Source organism: Ruegeria sp. AM7 (assembly GCF_056535965.1).
Map to the genome: position 1 here is coordinate 1 of NZ_JBQFJE010000001.1, position 18666 is coordinate 18666.

The window sequence follows — 18666 nt, forward strand, 5'->3', positions numbered from 1 at the left end:
TTTATGAAGGAAAGCCTCACATGTAAGCGTTGCATGCAGCGGATTAAGGTCTTTCGATGACACAACTGTCTTAGTATATTGGCCTTACGGCCAATATACAGATCGGCACGCTCGAACGCTTTCGGCCGATTCCGTTGAAAAACTCGAATTCGCCGAATCTTGATGTAAAAATGTCCTTACAGAGCCGGTATAGTTTTTCAACTGAGGGGTCGGTCTAAACTTGACACTGGCTGCCAGAGGGCACGTCAACGACTGTAGGCGATGTCGGTAGCAGACCCTTCCGGTTGACCGTCTATTCGCAGAAAATACGAGCTTCCCGGATTTTCGAGTTTTTCAACAAAATCGGCCCAAACCGGACCTTCGCCCCTCTGATGCTTTTCTGCAGCACAACCTGCCGAACCGGTCCTTACCATAGGTGAAATTTACTCAGGATCCGGATCATTCTTAAACCGACCGGGGAAAGCCTGGTTGCAGTCTCCGAGAATTCCTAGGCGATTCAGTTGGGGTTCAACCATTCTCCATCCATAGCCAACAACTCGGTTGACCCGTGAAAGATGTGAAGCGATTGCTTTTGAGGCAGTTGAATGCTCGAGTTCGTCAGCACCAGATTCCCACCGCTTCAGGCTGTGCTTGGCAGCGAGAAGGTCAAGCCTTTGACCCCAATCCGCGGCACAACTTGCCTGTCAGTATCAAGAGCTAGGCGCCGCAGTACTGAGAAACATAGAATCGCATCAAAGTAATCGAGTTTGATGACTTCCCCTTCTTTGAATGTCTTTAGTTTCAAGGGACCATGTTCGTGTGTGCGTTCCACCCAGTTTTGAAGTGCCTCGGCGAGCCTGGTTGAACTAGCTAAAGACTCCAGCTCAGAACTCGCCACGCCGCTGCGATGAATTATGCAGTTACGAGCGGACCGATAGTAGTCAAAAACTGGAGCGACAAAGTCTACCCTCGACGCATCGAAACTGCGACGGAGATAAAACCGTTCAAACGTCAAGCCCGGTTCATCGACTGTCCCGGCTTCCCATTCCGCCTGAGTTGAGAATTGTGAGGGTGTAAGGAGGTTGTGATATTCGAGGCTGGATAGATCTGCGTCTACATCAGTCAAAAACTTGTCGAAAGCTGAAAAACTTCTGGCGAGTCCGAGATTTGCCACTTCAGAATAGGCAGTCTCGATGACTGTATTGGAGAACATTGGCTCAGTCTTACACTGCTCAGCCAGTAAAACGACTCGGGACCAAAGTGCTGCTGAAGATGTTCCGGCTTGGATTTCTTCGGTGGTCAGTGAAAGCCCTACACTTAACACCTTCAAAGCATTTCCAAGTTCTTCATGTGTGCTACTGAATGTTTTAAACGCCGTGGAGTTTGCATTTGCAATGCTCAGTTCTGACATGGTGATTGGCTTCTCCGGCCTGTTACTACACCTGGAGCGAATATGTGCCCTGCGGTGCAGAATTCCCAATTACCGCCGTTCAGAGGGTCGGGAATGCATTGAAAAGATCTGGCTATGCTTGCTCAACTTGCTTCTTTTGAGCCAAACGACCCGAAATCTGATTGTCGAGCAATCGCCTGAGCTTCGCGCTCTTGGCTTTTTGCCGCTGTTCTCGAAGCTCGAACAGCTTCTTCATCTGACGGTTCGGTAGCTTGGTTTTGTCGTCTTGAACAATCACACCTGTGATGTCGGCTGGGCCGTCGATGATGCTGACCTCCTTTTCAGCTTTGAGCGTAAGGCCATGCTTATGCACAGATTTCTTTATGTCCCAAATGAACGCCTTTGGAATTCTGGGCCCAGAGAACGTTAGATCATCCGCATAGACACTGTGGAGGATATCTGTTTTGGCAACCTTTGCTTCAATTTCGAGCCACATATTCAAGTTTGCGTAATACGCAAGAATGGGGCTGCAAGGAGAGCCTTGGGGTAGTGACCCGTTGTGGCAAACCAAATGTATCAAAACGGCTGTGACATCCGGTGAGCATTCCAGTTTCTTGTGAAAAAAATGTGCGACGTTGTTCGCTGTGCAGCTTCCAAAATAGTCAGCAATGTCGAGAAGCCAAAATGCTTTCGCACCTGTATGCCTGGCGGCATTGTCAACATAGGACCGACCTTTGACAGGGCTGAAAAGCCAATCGGGCGGGGTGATACGGCCAAGTAGATCACCAACCCTAGATTGGATGCTTTTCAGTCGCGGGTCGGGAATGTCGATTGGGCGATACTTCTCTGCCAAGCCGGGGTGAGGTGGCTCACGACGCCAAGATTCTGGACCTTTGTTCAGTTCTTTGTGCTTCCAAAGACGTTGATAGAGATCGTTGCTTGCTGTCAATTCTGCAAGGGCATCCTCAGATACATAAAGAAGCGCAGCTAACTTTTGCCGACTTCTCATGCGAAAGAACGGGCCGTCACGCAGGGAATGTCTCTTTGTTTTACTTGGCTTCGGCATTTGATTTTCTTTCAATGAATTTTAGCAAATCAACAACCTTAGAAGCGATTTTCGTTCTTGTAGCGTCCCCACGCCTAGCGTTCGGCAATTCTTCCGCGAAAAACATAATGGCTGAAACAGGTATCCGAAATTCCTGGGAGTAACGTTCGATCAAGTCCAGCGAGGGTGTTTTATTGCCCTTCTCGATTTCAGAAATGTGCGATTTGGATATACCCAACCGCTCAGCAGCTTCGAACTGCTTGAGGTCATGGAAAACTCGTATCAATCTGAGGGCTTCATTTATCATTTTGGACCCACCTACGGATGTTCTTTAGATATTAGGCTGGCGGTCTACTCGAAGAGTTCAAGAACTCCTTTGATCCACCGGACTACCCGGAAGATAAAGATCCCCACCGTAACGATGGAAATCCAAGTTTGGCGGTTCAAGAGTTTCCTCCAGAACCAACGACGCATCTTTTGGAGTTTACCCCTCAAGTTGCGCCACCGCCGCCACCGGCATGTGTAGTCTGAAAAAGCCATGGCTTTTCCTCCTCTGTTGTCCTCGGCGCCCAATTCACAACGAACTGAGCTGGCCAAGGCATCTCGCCAAACAGTGGAAACGGACCCGGTGGCTACACCCTTTACCTAGACGCGATAGAAATCTCGTCTATCGCGTCTGCTTCGCCCGCCGCCCGCGTCTCTCCCCGTCGCCGGGGCCCTTGCGGCCTCTGCGGAAGAAACGGTAGAGAACTTTCGTCCTCCGCGCTTTGACTGCCGCCAAAGCTGGGTATGAGAACTTCTTCCGTCTTTCACACAGTCTTCAGATGGGGATGGCTGTTTCCCGTTTCAAGGATTAAGTTCGCTAAAAGTGAACTTTTTTCGACAGCGTAAGCCTTCTCGGATTGAACGCCTGCTTTCAACCGCGATCTATTCGATCCTCGGTATCGCAACGAAGGTCGGCTCACCGTCCCCGCTTCAGGCAGCTTGCTCATATGGCGCGTGTTTGTATCGCGGGACAGGGGGCCGGCCCATACGGCAGTGTTCAGGCGCATTCCAAGGGAGAAGTTCGTCATATCTGCTGCGAGGCAGCTTCTGGGAAATTTGGTTCAGAACCCAATACAGGTACTCATAGCTGTCCACACCGTGCGTCTTGCAGGTTTCAAAAAGAGTTGAATAGATAGCCCAGGCATCTGCACCATCAGCGCTTCCCGCGAACAAGCTATTCTTCCGCGTCCGAATGATCGGTTTGAACTGCCTCTCCACTGCATTGGTGTCGAGATCCAGGCGCCCATCGTGAACGAATTTGGTCAAGCCAGTCCACCGCTTCAGTGTGTAACGGATTGCTTTGGCCACATTCGATTCAGAAAGATGGCGGGTCAGCGCTTTCTCAAGCCAAACCTTGAACTCATTCAGTATGGGTTGCGAACACTCTACTCTCACACTGACCCTGGCACCAGGGCTGTGGCCTCGAATGCTATCCTCAATCTTATATAATCTCCGTATAAATCCCATTGCGGTGTAGGCATCGTCTGTCTCGGTGATGATGGCTGCGTCTGAATAGTGTCGTCGCGCATGCGCCAGCAGTCCGCACGGTTTTTGAAGAAGTTGTAGCCGGGATATCCATCGGTTTGGAGCAGTTCACTATAGTCACCGAGGATTTCTTTGATGTGATATTGCGCTCGTGTCGGCCGCGCGAAATACACCGTCATGGGCGGGCTGGTCCCGCCAAATGTACTGTCATCACGCGTGATTGCATACATGTAAAACTTGGCCGCCTTCCCCGTTCCAGAAGAAAGAATAGACACCGGCGTTTCATCCATGAGCAAACGCGTCGATGATTTGAGCAGCATCTCAATCATTCGCAGACAGATTGGTGAAAGCGCTTCCAACGCAACTCGATTGAGATACCGGTTAAAGGTAGACCGACTCATCGTGATGCCGTTGTTTTGCAGCATCTGCTCTTGGCGGTGGCAGGGCAGCCCCCAGAGAAACTTGTTGACCGCAACGCCAGCGATGAAAGTGTTATCGATGTTTCCGCCTGGGAAGACTTTAGGTACAGACGGAACAGAATACATGCCTCTAATCCGGCAGCGGTAATTGGCGTACCACCGGACCTCAGTTTTATATTGGGCGGGTATATAGACGACTGAATTGCGCGGCTTGAAGCTGCGAAAGCTGCCGCCACACCCGCAGGGACATTTGTTGTCTGCGGTCTTGAACACGCGATCCGTTTTCACGGCATTCTTGGCCCAGTTCGCCTTACCCTTGCCTTTGGGTTTTGGTTTCGGAGCACGTTTTTTCTTCATTTTGTCCTGCGAACTTTTCTCGCCGGACTTATCGGGTTCTTGCCCGTCATCTTTCGCCTGATCGGGAGGGTTATCTCCTTTCGGGCCATGCGCATCGCGGAGCATTTTTGCTATCTTACTCTGCAGATGCCCATTCTGCTTCTCTAGCTTCTGGTTCTTTTCGAGCAGATCGTTAATGAACCCAACAACATCGTCAAAGGTCGCTATCAGATGCTCGGCAAAGGCAATCAGTTTGTCATCTTGCGATGACAACATCTCTTCAAAGATATTCTGATGCCTTTGCAGAGGATCCATAACCCAGTTCATCCTTCATGCGCGGTAAGCGCAGCTTAGTAGGTCGCGTCCGGCGAGCCGGACGCGATTGCGCTTGATTTCCAAGCGCGGAAATGGGATGAAAAGGGAAGAGATCGTGGTCGACTACGATTTTACGAGCCCGGTTATGGATGCCAGTCCGCCGGGCTCAACCTTTCCAGAGCCTTGTGTTTAAGGCCCCATCGATTTGACCTCCTCGGTTATCTCGGATTGGGCGTAGCGTTCCGGGAACAAATCCTCTACTCGCTGGTCCAAAATGGAAGCCAGGTGCCTCTCAATTTTCTCCGAGCGGCTTTTCCCGAGCGATACAGAGCTTACGGCGCTCGGTCCGACACCGATTTGCTTAGCCAAATCCGCTAGCCTCAGCCCTCTGATTTCTAATTCACACTTGATCCGCGCGTGCCTTGCGCGATCGATAGGGATATCAATGTGCTTCATGAGTTCACCTCGCGAATGAACTGGATTTTGCGACTGCTCCAGATAGAATCGATTGTGTGCGGGCCGGTCAAATCTTTTTATCGATGCCCGAAATCTCAAAAAGACTACATGCAAAAAGGGGCATGGAAAATGAGAGCCGACGAGAAAGCCGCATGCAAACATGCCCGCGATATTTGGGAAGTTCAAAACGACTACACAGGTTTCCGCAAATTAGACCTAGCGGCAATAAAACGGTCCCAGATCCAGCTGGAAAAAGATGGTGATATTCGTGCGTCCGTGTGGTTGAAGGACAAAACAGGGTTGCCTTTCCATTTCTCACCCAAGCATCTCATTTCTGACTTTCGCGCCATACAATCCCTTAAAGAACTGTGCGAAACATACTATTGCTGCCGTAAATCTCTTTGGAAGTTGCTTGAGCAACTCGGTCTAGACCCATGGGGTCGTGTCATCAAAGATTATGAAACACCCAGGTCTTTGGAGCAGGTTGCAAAACGTCATGGTTTGAAGTCAACGACGCTTTCGGATGGCTTGAAGCAGCGTGATGTTCCAATTCGCTCCGGAAGAATCCCGGTCCAACTAGATGCTGCGGAAGTCCAAGATGCATTGAAAGACGATCCGTCAATCAACGAGCTTAGGCGGAGGCTGCAGATCTCTTGGGCAAAGGCGAAAGAACAGATGGATAGATAAAACCGTGAAAAGTGCGATGCGCACATTTGATGACTTTCGCTCCAGGTTTGCATCAAAGCGCGGGAGCGATCCTTCGCCAAAGCGCCATGCTTCTTGCGATTGCAAAAACTTGGTATCTCAATGCCAGAACTTCACAAAACTCGGGCGGCTTTGGTGAGTGGATGTACGCGCCGATGACCTCGTAACGCGTACACCCATGGACTTGATTACTCGCCCAGTTGTTGCCTCAACACTTTGAGCAGCTCTTCGTCAAACCCCTCATTTTGTTGCTTCCTTGGTTCGCCTTTGAATTCCCAATCGCGATCGAACCTATCTATCTCGATGACCATCGCCACCGCTTCGCCGTTTTTGAAGATCGGCACCAGCCAATGCTCCGCCTTTTCGAGCAGTATTTCCCCGATATCGCCCAGATCTTCGACATTCACTTTCTGTCTACGGAGAAAGTCGCGTCTTGCATTGTCCATTTGGCTTCCTTTCTTTGAACACACCTGTCCCTAGTCCGACAACATGTCGGACTGGTCGGTGCAAGAAGCGGAATCGTCATCAGGACATTGGAAGGACCACGAACTTGAAAGGCTGATCTACAGCGTACGATGCTTGATGCGGTTTTCCAAGAGTAGACCAAGTGCACAACCCTGCGCTGCCTTCTCGGACCATACCGAACCGCGAACATCGTTGAACAGGTGTTATGTGAAGCGATCTCGGTTGAGTGGTAAGCTCAACTGCTGGTCAAACGCACCATCACCGACTCCGAAGCCGCCGTTCGCGCAGACCGCAGAAAACGACGGCACTGAGCCCTTTGCAGTCCTCCGCTAGCACGACTGATGTCGCCAGCGCCGCACGTCGAGAACCGCAGAAACCGGGCGTTGGATTTCCCTGGCAGGAATGGTGCGAGAGCGGACACATCTGTCTTTTGCAAACGCGCATATTGCTAAACCAGCATTTGTTCTCATGCGCAGCATGGTCTTTGCTACGTTGCAGCCAGCATCATCATACTGATCATGTAGCGGCCACGTTTTGTTTGGAACTGTAGCCACTCTTTCGTTGCTGACTAGCACATAAGTCAGAGAAAAGTTAAAAGACGACTTTGAAAAGACCCGCCACTTCAATCCGGAACGGCCCAATGTATGGTTGCGGGAATACCCACATGGTCCGTATCATCTACAGATTTTGACTTTAATTCAAAACTCGGTGGGCATCCCCAGTGCACATGAAACCGGTAACCTTGTTGTACTCCGGGAGTGGCCGTTTCGCCTGGAGATCATCGACCCTCAAGTCAGAGGTTTGCCATTTCGTACGACATAAAGAGTTACAGAGCGACCAAGTGCATCCTTGGCCAAACACAGGATCTGTACATCTACGCGTACAGCTTTCAAATGTCTCTTTGCCAGATATCACACTGCGTTGCCATCCAATTGGGTAAAAACCGCAGCCAAATGTCGGTTTAATCTGCCCAAACGTTGGCATGTCGCACACACGCGCAGTTTTTACATATTCTGGAAGCTCAATCGGGCGGAGGTTTTTCGTTCCGGTGGTCATGTCAAGGATGACAGTGATTGGTGAATCCGGGTCTCTGTCACAGATTATTGTGCTCCCAGCGCTATCGATTTGATCGCCCTTCTTAAATTTTTGAGGTCGGCATTTGTCCACCCCGGAAATTTCAAAGGTTTTTATATTGGATGTGAAAGGCAAGCCGTCATTTGTATAGACAATTTTGTAGACGATCTCTGCGGGGTTTAGCGTAGGTTGAAGATAGTGGCTAACTCCGGCTTTATTGTCACGGATGCACTGATTCCAAGCGCCGATAATCACAGACGAAGCTTGCTGTACGTAACCAACAACTTCCTCATCTGATAGTGACGTTTGTTCGTTCGACTGACACAGTTTCTTTCGGGCAGAACCATCGAGGTAGCCAGGAACCGAAAAACCGCCACTTGCTTGATCACACTGTGCAGTTTTTACCATGCGGTAATTCTGACTAGCATCAAAGGTTCTATGTATATCAAAAACGCCTCCTTGAAGCACGGCATTGCACAAGCTTGATTGTGCGTTCGCCGACGATGCCGAACACAAAGCCGCTCCGAGAGCCAAAATAATACACACGTTCTGCATTAGCTTCTTTTTTACCTCCAATTTTATCGCCATCGTTGAAACTCGAAAGTGCAATACGTTTAAATCGTGCCGACATAGGAACTTGTTCTCGAGAAACAGTTCACAGATACTATCCAGAGGAATTTGTGGAACCAGCTTATCCGTAGGTTGTACTAAAGCTTAGGCTGAAGTGCTGCGCGCGTTCATCCCCCAAATGGGGGATAGCTTCTGAACCTACAACGGGCTTACTTACTTAGACTTAGAGAAACTGGGGAAATGAAGATTGAAGACGCTGAAATCGCAATTGCGGCGATAGACGCAGCGACATGCCCGGAGAGATGGGACGCGCTATGCGACGTTGTTGCGACTCGACTGGGCGCTAGAGCTTTCATGCTTCAGGAGTACAATGTGCTCCAACATTCGACGCCAACCTTTTACGCGTCCCAGACTATGAGAACTGGTGAAGGCCGACAGATTCTCGAAGAAGTTGTTGCAGGTCATAGCAATACCATCGAAGAAAGGAACGGATACGCTTCTTTGGCAAACACCACTCCTGGAACTGTGCTGGGTGAAGCAGAAGCCTTCGGCTTTGATCCATCGGGGCCGCCACCAGTGAATCCTACTCGTGATAGGGTGTTTGCGGTGACGGGAGGCACATCGAGAAGCGCGTTTCAAGTAAACCAGATCGGCCCTTGGATGGACGTCGCAATTACTTGCGACAAGCAAAACGACTACAACGCATCAAAACAGCTCAAGAGTTATGCACCCGCGCTTTCCGCAATTCTACAGAAAACGCTTGAAGCCAAAAGAATAATCAACCGGCTAACCCAAAGCTACTCAATTTTGTTAGATTTGTTCGACCGACTCAATTTTGGAGTGGCGTTTTGCGATGCAACTGGTGGCGTAGTTGTCGCCAACGAAAAGCTGCGTGAGTGGCTTGGCGAAAAAGACGTCATTGTTACGGTTCAGAACAAGATAGAAGCAGTCAAAGAAATCCATAAACCAACCCTTCGTGCGGTTTTTGGAAAAAGCGTTTCCTTAGGGCTCAAACCGAGCGAAGCGACGTTGTCGCTTGCTGGTCGATCAGGGCAAACGTCTTTGGTAATCCACGTTACGCCTGTCAATGACTATGAGATACGGCGCGGGCGAATTTTGATGTTCATTGCTCTCGATCCTACCGAACAGAAGCATCTGACCGCAGATGGATTGGCTCAAATTGGTAGCCTGACGCAAGCTGAGACAGAAATCTGTGATCTACTACTCCGTGGGCTAAGCACCGCATCGGTGTCCGAGTTTCGTGGTACAGCATTGGAAACGGTAAGAGGGCAGATCAAATCGATCATGCAAAAGCTAGATTGCGAACGACGCTTTGATCTTGTTCGCTTGGCGATGGTCACAAGCCCCAAGCTTTTTCTGAACAGCGGCGATTAAATCTACTGGAACAAACAGGATTGCGTTCAACAAATGGACCTCCAAATCACAATTCCGTGGTGCAGTGATTTACTAGGTCGACTGAGTTGGAATTGCGAAACTCAGTACTGAATTTCTGTTCGGGGTTTCGGGTGGTAAATTTAACTCAGAATGGCAAACATCAGTTTGTCCCGCGCTCTGCGAATTTGAGCCTACCTGATCGCTGCGCTAAGTTCGAATGACGGCTATTCTCGCCGCACATCAGCATTCCTATCAAGATACGCGAAACGGTTTTTCCGCTGCGAGCGCATGCAGTACAAAGTCTCAATAACTTGGTTGGGCTCGCTGCCGACTTTCTCCGGTGGACCTAAACAAGCTGATTGAGTCCATACCGGAAGCCTTGGTTTTTTGCTCTGCGTTCAAAGCACAGACTCAAATACAACGACATCAACTCTGTTGCAGGGATCGGACGTGAGTTCGCTGCAGCGCTGCAAAATCAATGCTGCTTTTGCGAGGCGCTGCTGCGTAAGCAAAGTGCGAAAACCCAAGGTCGGGTTAGTCCGCGAAGTGTGAGTTCACCACGGCTCAGAATTTGCGGTCGCAGCGAATGTCTCCTCTGACGGGCGCGCCGCAGCAATCTAGTTGCTGAGTGAACGGCAGGTTTGGGCCGTCCGTGTGATCAGTGCATAGCGGGGCAGAGGCCGGTGCCGCATTGGCTCTGAGGTCAGCTGTGAGCCCATAATGTCCGATGCTGCGCAGTGCACAAAGGTCTGCTTCGGTGAAATCTGTTGAGCTCTGCACTTTTGTTGAAACTCACTCGAATAAGTGCCATGCTAAGCATAATTTTGAACAGAAACTTGGCAAAATCTGACCGAAGGATGGATTCACTCCTTTGATTTACGTTTACTATTTTTTCTACCTTCTGGCTTGGATTTTCGGGGTAACGCGACGAGGCAATGATGCCGCGAAAACCAAGAGAATTGGTGTTTGGCTAACCGTTATCTCTCTGCTTACTACGGTTGCCTTTTTGTTTTGATAAGCGGCATAAAAATGGGTGGCCTTATTTTTGGTGCCATACCACTTTTTCTTCTTTTTCCCATACTCGCTCTTGGAATTGGCCTTGTCACGTCAGCAGTTGCAAATGACCTTGCAAACCGAGACCTGACGATTTCTGCCCATGCCGTCCGGGTAATCTCGTTGGTCGGCCCTTCTTTGGCAATTCTGTTTTTATGGTGGAACCAACACATAGATGAACAGCAGCGCAGGGATGACTTGGCTGCTTTCCAGGCTGGCGAGCTTGCTGGGCAAATCGGTGACGAAGAGATTCGTTTTCCCGCAAGTCCACAGCTCGAGACCATTCATTCGTGTAGGGGAGATCAGCACTGCTACACGAAATTTTGGCGCAGTGGAGACACACTGCAAGACATGGTTGCATATGGGGCGGGCGAAGTCAGTTTTACTGAAATTGAGCTGATCCCCGTGCATAGCACATGTGACGGTCCCACCGCGCCACTGAACGCATGCTTGAAACAGTCCGAACTTCAGAGATGGTGTGAGACAAGGGTGGCGCTTTCTGAGAGCATCTGGTGCCTGGGGAGGCCAAGGCATAGGGTGGTATTCTCGCCTGTGTCTGAAGGCAATTTGCGGCAACTCCAGGAGGAAAACTGGTTAGGTGCTGATACAGATAGCCTCGGGACAGATTATGTTGGCGATCCTATTGCAATTGAATGCAATGCCCGCCGAGATGAAAGCATACTGAGCAGTCCTCACCTTAGTCGCTATTGCCGTGTCAAGTTTAGCGTTGCTGCTGATGTGATTGCCGCTGTCTATCTTGATAGGTTTGAGACTTCTGAAATGAAATCGCAGGCAACAACCATGTTGGAATATGCGAGTGTAATCTGGGCGAGCGTAATCCAACAATGATCGATCCAAGCGTGCCAACGACGTCGCTTCGTTTTTAGGCGAACGCGTTTTGAGCAGACATTGATGCAAATACAACAAAGGTCTGCTTCGTCCGCACAGCCGACATTGGCTCCTTATTGTGAACTGCCTAAAACAGCAGAGCATATCCAAGAATTAGGTACCCCTTTGAAAACACAGCTATTGTAAGGGCAAATGGGAGCGATCAGTCGAGAAGACCCGCACCGGCTGCCCCTTGAGGGTTACCTGCCAAAACGCACAACATCTGGTGAGCGCCACAGATTCGCCTTATTTCATTGGCGATTCGTTAACTATGCGACCGCGAAACTGATTGACATTTCGTCGTAACCCCCCCAATATGGGGTGTGTGACCAAATCGACCGAACCCATACCACTAATGACTCCGCAGGCGTTTGAGAGCGCTGTGAAGAACTATGCCAAGATGCTGCACATGGTCAATCCGACCGTGCACTGTCTTGAGCGGATGCGCGAGCGAGACATCACGCCCCGCATGGTTCAACGCGCGATTTTGAACGGTTCGCTCAGAAAGAACCCGTGTTGGGATCGCGACTGCGCCGATTGGGTCGGCGAAATGCAAGGGGTAGCGGCAGGAGTTGAATTGGTTGTTGTGTGTGCCATCAAAGACGGCGTGATGACCGTCACGGTGGTGACGACCTACCCGGTCGGACGCACAACTTAAGCAAAGCGAGGGGCATTGGTCCGAATGAATGGGCTGATGAAAGGATGAGACATATGACCGATCAAGGATATCATTACGTTGAAAGTGGTCTGCCAAACATCTTCTTGGCGAATGGCGTGACCATGACTGAGACGCCGCGCGGCGTCGTCGTGTCCATCGAACACGCGGATGAACTGCACCATGCGATAGCTATGTCTATCGTCAGCAGACCATCTCCGATGACCAAGGATGAGTTCCGATTCCTGCGAATCGAACTCGACCTGTCGCAGCGCCTGCTTGCGGATATTCTGGACACAACTGAGAAGACGCTTGCGCGCTGGGAAACTGGGGAAACCAAAACGATTCCCGGTCCGGTTCAGAACCTGTTGAAGGCGTATTACCTCGACAGCAAGGAAGAGGGTCGGATCGCCGAGCTTTTGGCGCATCTCGCGACGCTGGACCGCAAGATCGTAAGTCTGGAGAACCGTATCTTCGAATTCGAAGGGGAAGAGTGGCACGAAGCACAAGCTTCCTAGTATTTCCCTGAAAGACAACCGTGACGCCGCCCTGCAGGGCGGCGTTTTGCGTCTAAAGCGCTCCCTTTAGTGAACTAACCGTTGTAGAGTTCTTCCTCTTCGTCCCAGCGCTCCTGTTGACGTTCCCAGTATTCCGCTTCCTGAGCCTCCCAACGCTCCTGCCTATCCTGATAGATGGCAAATATATCGTTTGCTGTAAGCTGGTACTCTTCGGCCAGATCATGCACACTTTCAGGATTGCGCGTGTAAGCCTTCCAGATCTTGTCCATCTCTTCGGCTTTGATCTCAGTTATCCGAGAAAGCGGCACATCTAGGATTTCGTGAATCTTTTTGTGCGGAACACCCTCCCATCTAAGCCGAAGAACTTCCCTTCGCACAACTTTGCGGTGCGCGAGGTAATCCCGGTGCCTCAGTTTCTTGGTCCATGCCGCTATAACAGGCTGATGATTTTCAGAAATAAAATCCGTCAACCCTTTCAGATCAAAGTCATGTCGCAGCATAATCAGAGCAAGCTCATCTGAAATTTGATGCTGTTTGTCCTTTGGTTTCACCAAGGCCAAGCTCCTTATCGTTGAGCTACAGATTTACTGATTTCGACAAGAACTCCCACCACGACACCAGCGAGTATTGCTAGCATACCTTCATTGATGGCTTCACCGGTGTTCGCCGCAGCTAACAAGGCGCGCGCAGCGGCTTCATTATCATCCGCGCCAAAGGCCAGGAGAAATCCGAGTGCCGTCCTAAATGCCCTAAGGCGACTAGCACCCAGGCTATGACCGAACCAATCCTCGTGAAAATCACTTTCTGCTCCTTATTGTTGACCTTCGGAGGTCTGCTTTGAGCCCAGAATAACCGATGCTTCAGTCAGCACCGATTTCGCCAATGCGCAGGAAATCGAACTTTGCGGAGCCATGTGATACAGACCTTTGAACGATCCAAAACCGACGATAGCGTTAGGCGCAGCGGATGTCTGCTCCAATCTTGTGTCGGTCACATATCTCGTAGAGTCTTAAGTTTCAGATCAATGGGATGCATCAACCGAGACCCCGGGCGGTTTGGTCCAGAAATGTCGCCTAAGAACTCAACCAGTGCTTGCTTGTAAGGTTCACCATCTGAGGCAATGGTCATGACACTTAAGTTGCCGTGAAAAACAATAAGCGCTGCAATGATCGACTTCATATCAGTGTTATAGTGCAACCAGAATTGGCCATCCGAAGTCTTTTTGCCTTGCTGTAATTTAGAGAAATTTGGCAGGATTCTTAGATGGGCATGGTAGGCCTCTTGACTGAGGCCAGCATTCAAATACCACTGCGTAAACAGCGTGCCATCAAGCTCTATCGGTCGCCCTGTGAGTTCTGCGAACGCAGCTAAAGCCATCTTACCTGCGAATGCGTCTAAGTGCGCCACCGTACTTGGACCATCCACTGTGACCTCGACCACATCCCTCAGCAATCCACGGCTTTTAACCCAGCACGACTTTGCCTTATTATTTGAACTGATTTCTTGATAGGCGCGAGGTGCGTACTTCTTTGCTGATGGCAGCACCTTCTTCATTTGCTCGAACTGCCATCCATCTTCCTCGAAAGGTTGGATCAATGACAGCATCTGCGCGACGGCGTCAGCTCCGCGACTTCCCTCATTGCAATCTGAACATGCGGGAAATTCCCAGCCACTTGAACGTTGTTTGTCTTTGAAAAGACCTCGTGGCGGCATGTGCTCGAGCGTGCTTGCGTGGGTATTGGGGCAATAAATGCACCGAGGGTGTGAGGAAAGGATCTCTTGCCGCCGACGACTTCTGATTTTCGCCTCTCCCACGATCAATGCTCCTGCCGCGTCCGCGTTACTAAATTGCAGAGCCGCGGAGTTTTCTATGCCTTTCGATAGCGCGACTGAGGCTTACGACTCAAGGGATAGGCCGAGGAAAATTCTGTGCCTTCCAGTCCACATGTAACCAGCGGTAGAGCAACTAAATTCTGCTTTGGGCTGTGTCAGGTCATTGGAAAGCAAACACCGAACGGCAACAAAGTCCGCGTTCCAGGCACTAACGGAGTTGCATCAATCGTCCGCATTTTTAGAATTACTATCTGCTACAGCTGCGCGCTGATTGATCAGCTCGGAGCTAATTGTCGTCCAACATTTCGTTACGAAACTTCTTGAAATCAAAATTCTCATCTAGCTCACCAAGAGCCTCAACTTTCCTTTGGATCAGTTGCATGCGCTCACGAAGGCTCTGTTTGTCACTCAGGCTGGCGAGGTGAAATTTTAGTGCGTCGCGAACGATAGCGTCATCATCGATAACGCCTGTCACTTCCCGCAGTTGTTGCACCAAGTCGTGAATTTGATTTGCAATCTTCTCTTCCATTCCCAACGCCTTGTCAGAACTCATGCAGCAGTAGGCTTGAACGGTCTTGCACCAACGACTCGTCTCCAATCGAGACCTTCAAAAAGCGCTTCAAACTGCGCTTTGCTCATAGTCATCATACCGTTTCGAAGTCTTGGCCACACGAAGCCTTTGCTCTCGATGCGCTTATACGTCATCACGAGCCCGGTTCCGTCCCAAACAATGAGTTTGAGCCGATCTGCACGTTTGGAGCGAAAAATGAACACAGCACCGCTAAAGGGGTCGAGGTCAAATTCGTTCAGCACGATAGACGCTAGACCATCCATACCTTTGCGAAAGTCCACAGGTTCGGTCGCTACGTAGAACTTAAAATTCCCGGACGGTGTAATCATACTTCGCCCTCAAATGCTCGGATCAGTGTCGCCAGTTTCCCAAGTGGGTAACTGGCGGGAAATAGGACCTCGCAGCTACCTCGCTTGAAGATGATGTTTTCTGACGCGACTGGGACAGTTTGCTCACGAGAGCTGACTTTAATCTCAGCAAACGACGGTTTGGATTTGGATTTTAACGTGGAATGCGGACCTGACGCCTTTTTCTCGGACGTTTTCTTCCACCTGGCTGCAGTCTCCTGCTTTACACCACAGGTCTTTGCTACTTCGTCAACAGATAAACGACCAGCCCTCATACGCTGTCCCATTTCATCTTTAAATTTTCGGGTCCACAGACGACGGCCGTCTTTCCCAACGGGAATTGAGTAACCGTAGGCATGGAAGACGTTTTCGATTTTTTGGTCACTGGCGAGCTCACCTAAAGCTTGAGAATTCATGATGCCTGTATCCTTTTGGAGGCATCATAAACTGATCTCGTTGACCTAATCAGGTGCTAAATGTGGGGCTACATGCAACGCTTACCATTTAGCGCCTCGGAAACTGACATAACTGGCAAATTGATGCTCCAAGTGCTCGGGGCTATTTCAGAGTTTGAAAGGGGGCTCACTCTACAACGACAACGTGAGGGCATAGAGAAAGCAAAGCTCGCTGGCCGTTATCGTGGTCGTCCGCCAGCAGATAATCGAACCGAGATCAACAACTCTTGAATAGTGGTCTCAAGCCCCCACAAGTAGCTAAACTGGCAAGGATTCACCTATCGACCGTTTACAGAATTAGAAAAGAAATTCTGGCTATCAGTAATTCCTGAAGAGACTTGCACCAAAAACAATTTGAAATAATGGCTAACCCAAATGGTGTTTGATTGAGTTAAATTAGGATTTCAAAGACTCAGTTTGAACCGGTCAAGGTATTGTCGGCAAAAGTCGAATTGTTTTCGTTCCAGCAACTTCTTCCAGCACTTGGACACCCATTTGGGTAAGGAAAATTTTCTTTTGCCGGGTCCCTGCTACCGGTTCTTTCCGTACCCAATGCAATCCCGACTTCCCTCTGACACCTGTACTAAGGATATCACAGTGCCTAGCGGCAGTTGGATAGCTTAGCTCTAAGTCTTCCGCAATTTGCGCGATGGTTGGTGCATTCTCTGCTCCCGGCTTCGTCGAGCGAGCGATGTGGATGAAAGTATGAAGCGCACCCACAGTCATATCTGCTCGCTCGTTTCTACATCTGCGCAACAGAGTTTCCAATTCATCGAACGACAGCTGTTCCGCTTCCAAGAAGCTTCGCAACTCTTCTGATACGGCAACTGAAAAGCCCAAAAACATGAATAACATGGCTGACCTCCACGCTTCTATGGGTACGCATAAAAAAGTTGTTGCGCAACATGATTTCTAGTTGTAGGTAGTATCTATGCGTACCCATAATTTAAATTTCTTCGTAGGTTACATGATATTTTGGCGTTTTTGAAACTGCCAAAATAGTCCTTACGGGCTTCCAGTCATGCTGAACACACGAAGGTTTTTGCCTTGGCCCAATCTGAATACGACGAACTAACCATCACAATCACAGCCGCCGCCAAACGTCTCGGCGCACCCAAAGCTGTGGTCCAAAGAGTGGCTGATGAACTCGGACTGCTCATTGTTTTTGGAAACCGCAGGAAAATCGATCCAAACGACCTCAAGGAGATCATCAACGCATGCCGCAGCACGCAAAAGGCCCCCGCCTCTATCGCCGCAAAGACACGGGTATCTACCTCATCCGCGACACCGGACGCGGGGAGTGTTCAACGGGCACAAGAGACCGCTCAGAAGCTGAAAGCGCTCTCGCCATCTACGTCGCAGAAAAAAGTCGACCGCCGGGTCCACTCAGCGAAGACGAAATGACTATTGCAGAGGCGCTTGCATTTTATGGTGAAAAGCGTGCAAAGAAAGTGAAAGACCCTGCTCGAATTGGCTACGCTATCGCCGCGCTGCTGCCCTATTGGGGGGCCTTGCCAGTATCGGCAATCACTGAAGAAATGTGCGAAGCATACGGCGACCAAAGGTTCAAAGTTGTAAAACGCGACCCGGCTACAAAGGAAGCGCTGGAGTTCGAACAGTGTTCAGAAGGCACCATTCGGAAAGAGCTAGGAACCCTAAGCGCAGCGCTAAATTTCTGTGTGAGTAAAAAACGCCTCCTAAACCCTCCGGAAGTACACCTTCCTGAAAAGCCGCAACCGCATGATCGCTGGTTGACTCGCAATGAAGCAGCAAAGCTTCTGCGAGCAGCACGACGCAATCCTAGAACCAAGCATCTGGCGAGGTTTATTCTAGTGTCGCTGTACACAGGAACACGAAAAACCGCGGTTCTTAGGATGCGCTTCATGGCCAACACGTCGGGCGGCTGGGTCGACACAACAGGCCGAATTATGTATCGCCGGGGCTCCTTGGAGACCGAAACAAAAAAAAGGCGACCACCAATTCCAATCCCTTCACGCCTGCTGGCACATCTAAAACGCTGGGAGGCCTCCGGAAGTCGTTGGGTTGTTGACTATAAGGGCAATGGCGTCGGATCTGTAAAAAACGCGTGGAAAACAGCTGTTGAAGCAGCGGGCCTGGAAGGAACCGGAGTTACGCCGCACACATTGCGCCATACAGCAATCACTTGGGCAATGAGGACAGGCCGCGCCAACACTTGGGAACTTGCTGGCTTCTTTGGTGTAAGCCCGCAAACTATGCTTCGTGTCTATGCTCATCACCACCCAGATTACCAAGAAGGTGCAGCAGATGCCGTCTCAGCTGGAGGACGGAAACTGTGAGACCTCACGCTTTCAATCGAAAAGGAACGTCGGAAATGCGAACAAAGCATGGAAAAAACAAAAACAAAAGAGTAAAAAAGTGTTTGAACTGTCTTCGGGAGGCAGGGGTCGGAGGTTCGAATCCTCTCACTCCGACCAGCAAAACAAGGCGCCTGAGGGCGCCTTTGTTGTTTTCAGAGGATTGGCCGCAACGATATCCGCAACGTTTCGTTCGATAGATGTGCTCAGTTCGTTCACTACCGGCATACACCAACTACCGAATTTCGCATTAAAACCGCTCAGATAGATACTTGTAGAGGCGCTCACCCTGAAGCTTATCGGTGGCAGGGTTGGTTCTAACATAAAAGGT

General features: G+C 50.1%; 21 protein-coding genes and 1 pseudogene. 7 read left to right on the forward strand and 15 right to left on the reverse strand.

The genetic code is table 11. The features are described 5' to 3' along the window. Positions 1 to 619: 619 nt before the first annotated feature. From ACR3EG_RS00005 to ACR3EG_RS00030, 6 genes and pseudogenes are all read right to left on the reverse strand, one after another. Entirely contained in the window at positions 620 to 1390 is a 771-nt protein-coding gene (locus ACR3EG_RS00005; RefSeq protein WP_480481814.1) for a hypothetical protein, read from the reverse strand. 112 nt (positions 1391 to 1502) lie between these two features. Continuing rightward, positions 1503 to 2435 (reverse strand): reverse transcriptase family protein, encoded by a 933-nt coding sequence (locus tag ACR3EG_RS00010; RefSeq protein WP_480481816.1) that lies wholly within the window; start codon positions 2433 to 2435, stop codon positions 1503 to 1505. Continuing rightward, positions 2419 to 2721 (reverse strand): helix-turn-helix transcriptional regulator, encoded by a 303-nt coding sequence (locus tag ACR3EG_RS00015; protein WP_480481818.1) that lies wholly within the window; start codon positions 2719 to 2721, stop codon positions 2419 to 2421. Before ACR3EG_RS00015 ends, ACR3EG_RS00010 begins: the two co-directional genes overlap by 17 nt. A gap of 668 nt (positions 2722 to 3389) precedes the next feature. Next, a complete protein-coding gene (locus ACR3EG_RS00020) occupies positions 3390 to 3677 on the reverse strand; it encodes a transposase domain-containing protein (RefSeq protein WP_480482840.1) in 288 nt (95 codons plus the stop codon). Then, positions 3663 to 5026 (reverse strand): annotated as a pseudogene (tnpC, locus tag ACR3EG_RS00025) (IS66 family transposase); the annotation flags it as partial. The gene ACR3EG_RS00020 and the pseudogene tnpC, both read right to left, overlap by 15 nt. A 177-nt stretch (positions 5027 to 5203) precedes the next feature. After that, positions 5204 to 5470, reverse strand: coding sequence for a helix-turn-helix domain-containing protein (locus ACR3EG_RS00030; RefSeq protein ID WP_480481820.1), 267 nt, complete (start codon positions 5468 to 5470; stop codon positions 5204 to 5206). Between the two features lie 15 nt (positions 5471 to 5485). Between ACR3EG_RS00030 and ACR3EG_RS00035 the strand changes: the two genes are divergently transcribed. Beyond that, on the forward strand, positions 5486 to 6157 hold the full coding sequence (locus ACR3EG_RS00035) for a hypothetical protein (RefSeq protein WP_480481822.1): 672 nt from the start codon (positions 5486 to 5488) through the stop codon (positions 6155 to 6157). 206 nt (positions 6158 to 6363) lie between these two features. Here the strand turns inward: ACR3EG_RS00035 and ACR3EG_RS00040 are convergent, their stop codons facing one another. Then, complete coding sequence (locus tag ACR3EG_RS00040; protein ID WP_480481824.1) at positions 6364 to 6582, reverse strand: hypothetical protein; 219 nt, start codon at positions 6580 to 6582, stop codon at positions 6364 to 6366. Positions 6583 to 7333: 751 nt separating this feature from the next. Beyond that, a complete protein-coding gene (locus ACR3EG_RS00045; protein WP_480481826.1) occupies positions 7334 to 8302 on the reverse strand; it encodes a hypothetical protein in 969 nt (322 codons plus the stop codon). Between the two features lie 222 nt (positions 8303 to 8524). Between ACR3EG_RS00045 and ACR3EG_RS00050 the strand changes: the two genes are divergently transcribed. The 4 genes from ACR3EG_RS00050 (at position 8525) to ACR3EG_RS00065 (ending at position 12793) form a co-directional block, all read left to right on the forward strand. Further along, positions 8525 to 9679 carry a hypothetical protein gene (locus ACR3EG_RS00050; protein WP_480481828.1) on the forward strand — a complete coding sequence of 385 codons (1155 nt, stop codon included), beginning with the start codon at positions 8525 to 8527 and terminating at the stop codon, positions 9677 to 9679. Between the two features lie 966 nt (positions 9680 to 10645). Continuing rightward, positions 10646 to 11581, forward strand: a complete 936-nt coding sequence (locus ACR3EG_RS00055) for a hypothetical protein (protein WP_480481830.1) — start codon at positions 10646 to 10648, stop codon at positions 11579 to 11581. A gap of 364 nt (positions 11582 to 11945) precedes the next feature. Continuing rightward, on the forward strand, positions 11946 to 12278 hold the full coding sequence (locus ACR3EG_RS00060; RefSeq protein ID WP_480481832.1) for a DUF4258 domain-containing protein: 333 nt from the start codon (positions 11946 to 11948) through the stop codon (positions 12276 to 12278). 53 nt (positions 12279 to 12331) lie between these two features. Continuing rightward, on the forward strand, positions 12332 to 12793 hold the full coding sequence (locus ACR3EG_RS00065; protein ID WP_480481833.1) for a helix-turn-helix domain-containing protein: 462 nt from the start codon (positions 12332 to 12334) through the stop codon (positions 12791 to 12793). Positions 12794 to 12867: 74 nt separating this feature from the next. On the opposite strand, the gene ACR3EG_RS00070 is transcribed toward ACR3EG_RS00065, so the two are convergent. The 6 genes from ACR3EG_RS00070 to ACR3EG_RS00095 all read right to left on the reverse strand — a co-directional run bounded on the left by ACR3EG_RS00070 (position 12868) and on the right by ACR3EG_RS00095 (position 15960). After that, positions 12868 to 13344 (reverse strand): hypothetical protein, encoded by a 477-nt coding sequence (locus ACR3EG_RS00070; protein ID WP_480481835.1) that lies wholly within the window; start codon positions 13342 to 13344, stop codon positions 12868 to 12870. Between the two features lie 260 nt (positions 13345 to 13604). Beyond that, positions 13605 to 13787, reverse strand: coding sequence for a hypothetical protein (locus ACR3EG_RS00075; protein WP_480481837.1), 183 nt, complete (start codon positions 13785 to 13787; stop codon positions 13605 to 13607). Then, positions 13784 to 14608 (reverse strand): hypothetical protein, encoded by an 825-nt coding sequence (locus ACR3EG_RS00080; RefSeq protein WP_480481839.1) that lies wholly within the window; start codon positions 14606 to 14608, stop codon positions 13784 to 13786. Before ACR3EG_RS00080 ends, ACR3EG_RS00075 begins: the two co-directional genes overlap by 4 nt. A 304-nt stretch (positions 14609 to 14912) precedes the next feature. Continuing rightward, positions 14913 to 15155, reverse strand: coding sequence for a hypothetical protein (locus tag ACR3EG_RS00085; RefSeq protein ID WP_480481841.1), 243 nt, complete (start codon positions 15153 to 15155; stop codon positions 14913 to 14915). Positions 15156 to 15175: 20 nt separating this feature from the next. Beyond that, positions 15176 to 15526, reverse strand: coding sequence for an IS66 family insertion sequence element accessory protein TnpB (gene tnpB / locus ACR3EG_RS00090; RefSeq protein ID WP_170779991.1), 351 nt, complete (start codon positions 15524 to 15526; stop codon positions 15176 to 15178). Beyond that, positions 15523 to 15960 (reverse strand): hypothetical protein, encoded by a 438-nt coding sequence (locus tag ACR3EG_RS00095; protein WP_480481842.1) that lies wholly within the window; start codon positions 15958 to 15960, stop codon positions 15523 to 15525. The genes tnpB and ACR3EG_RS00095 overlap by 4 nt, the downstream gene beginning before the upstream one ends. 72 nt (positions 15961 to 16032) lie before the next feature. Between ACR3EG_RS00095 and ACR3EG_RS00100 the strand changes: the two genes are divergently transcribed. After that, complete coding sequence (locus ACR3EG_RS00100) at positions 16033 to 16230, forward strand: recombinase family protein (RefSeq protein ID WP_480481844.1); 198 nt, start codon at positions 16033 to 16035, stop codon at positions 16228 to 16230. Positions 16231 to 16425: 195 nt separating this feature from the next. Here the strand turns inward: ACR3EG_RS00100 and ACR3EG_RS00105 are convergent, their stop codons facing one another. After that, positions 16426 to 16854: a hypothetical protein gene (locus ACR3EG_RS00105; protein ID WP_480481846.1), complete on the reverse strand. Its 429-nt coding sequence runs from the start codon at positions 16852 to 16854 to the stop codon at positions 16426 to 16428. 683 nt (positions 16855 to 17537) lie between these two features. Here ACR3EG_RS00105 and ACR3EG_RS00110 point away from each other — a divergent pair. After that, positions 17538 to 18317, forward strand: a complete 780-nt coding sequence (locus ACR3EG_RS00110) for a site-specific integrase (RefSeq protein WP_480482842.1) — start codon at positions 17538 to 17540, stop codon at positions 18315 to 18317. Positions 18318 to 18666: the final 349 nt, after the last annotated feature.

What these genes read in the sequence shown, in the direction of transcription:
- ACR3EG_RS00005 (WP_480481814.1), bottom strand. Translation starts at nt 1,390, where the DNA reads ATGTCAGAACTGAGCATTGCAAATGCAAACTCCACGGCGTTTAAAACA.
- ACR3EG_RS00010 (WP_480481816.1), bottom strand. Translation starts at nt 2,435, where the DNA reads ATGCCGAAGCCAAGTAAAACAAAGAGACATTCCCTGCGTGACGGCCCG.
- ACR3EG_RS00015 (WP_480481818.1), bottom strand. Translation starts at nt 2,721, where the DNA reads ATGATAAATGAAGCCCTCAGATTGATACGAGTTTTCCATGACCTCAAG.
- ACR3EG_RS00030 (WP_480481820.1), bottom strand. Translation starts at nt 5,470, where the DNA reads ATGAAGCACATTGATATCCCTATCGATCGCGCAAGGCACGCGCGGATC.
- ACR3EG_RS00035 (WP_480481822.1), top strand. Translation starts at nt 5,486, where the DNA reads ATGAACTGGATTTTGCGACTGCTCCAGATAGAATCGATTGTGTGCGGG.
- ACR3EG_RS00045 (WP_480481826.1), bottom strand. Translation starts at nt 8,302, where the DNA reads ATGGCGATAAAATTGGAGGTAAAAAAGAAGCTAATGCAGAACGTGTGT.
- ACR3EG_RS00050 (WP_480481828.1), top strand. Translation starts at nt 8,525, where the DNA reads ATGAAGATTGAAGACGCTGAAATCGCAATTGCGGCGATAGACGCAGCG.
- ACR3EG_RS00065 (WP_480481833.1), top strand. Translation starts at nt 12,332, where the DNA reads ATGACCGATCAAGGATATCATTACGTTGAAAGTGGTCTGCCAAACATC.
- ACR3EG_RS00085 (WP_480481841.1), bottom strand. Translation starts at nt 15,155, where the DNA reads ATGGAAGAGAAGATTGCAAATCAAATTCACGACTTGGTGCAACAACTG.
- tnpB (WP_170779991.1), bottom strand. Translation starts at nt 15,526, where the DNA reads ATGATTACACCGTCCGGGAATTTTAAGTTCTACGTAGCGACCGAACCT.
- ACR3EG_RS00095 (WP_480481842.1), bottom strand. Translation starts at nt 15,960, where the DNA reads ATGAATTCTCAAGCTTTAGGTGAGCTCGCCAGTGACCAAAAAATCGAA.
- ACR3EG_RS00100 (WP_480481844.1), top strand. Translation starts at nt 16,033, where the DNA reads ATGCAACGCTTACCATTTAGCGCCTCGGAAACTGACATAACTGGCAAA.
- ACR3EG_RS00105 (WP_480481846.1), bottom strand. Translation starts at nt 16,854, where the DNA reads ATGTTATTCATGTTTTTGGGCTTTTCAGTTGCCGTATCAGAAGAGTTG.
- ACR3EG_RS00110 (WP_480482842.1), top strand. Translation starts at nt 17,538, where the DNA reads ATGTGCGAAGCATACGGCGACCAAAGGTTCAAAGTTGTAAAACGCGAC.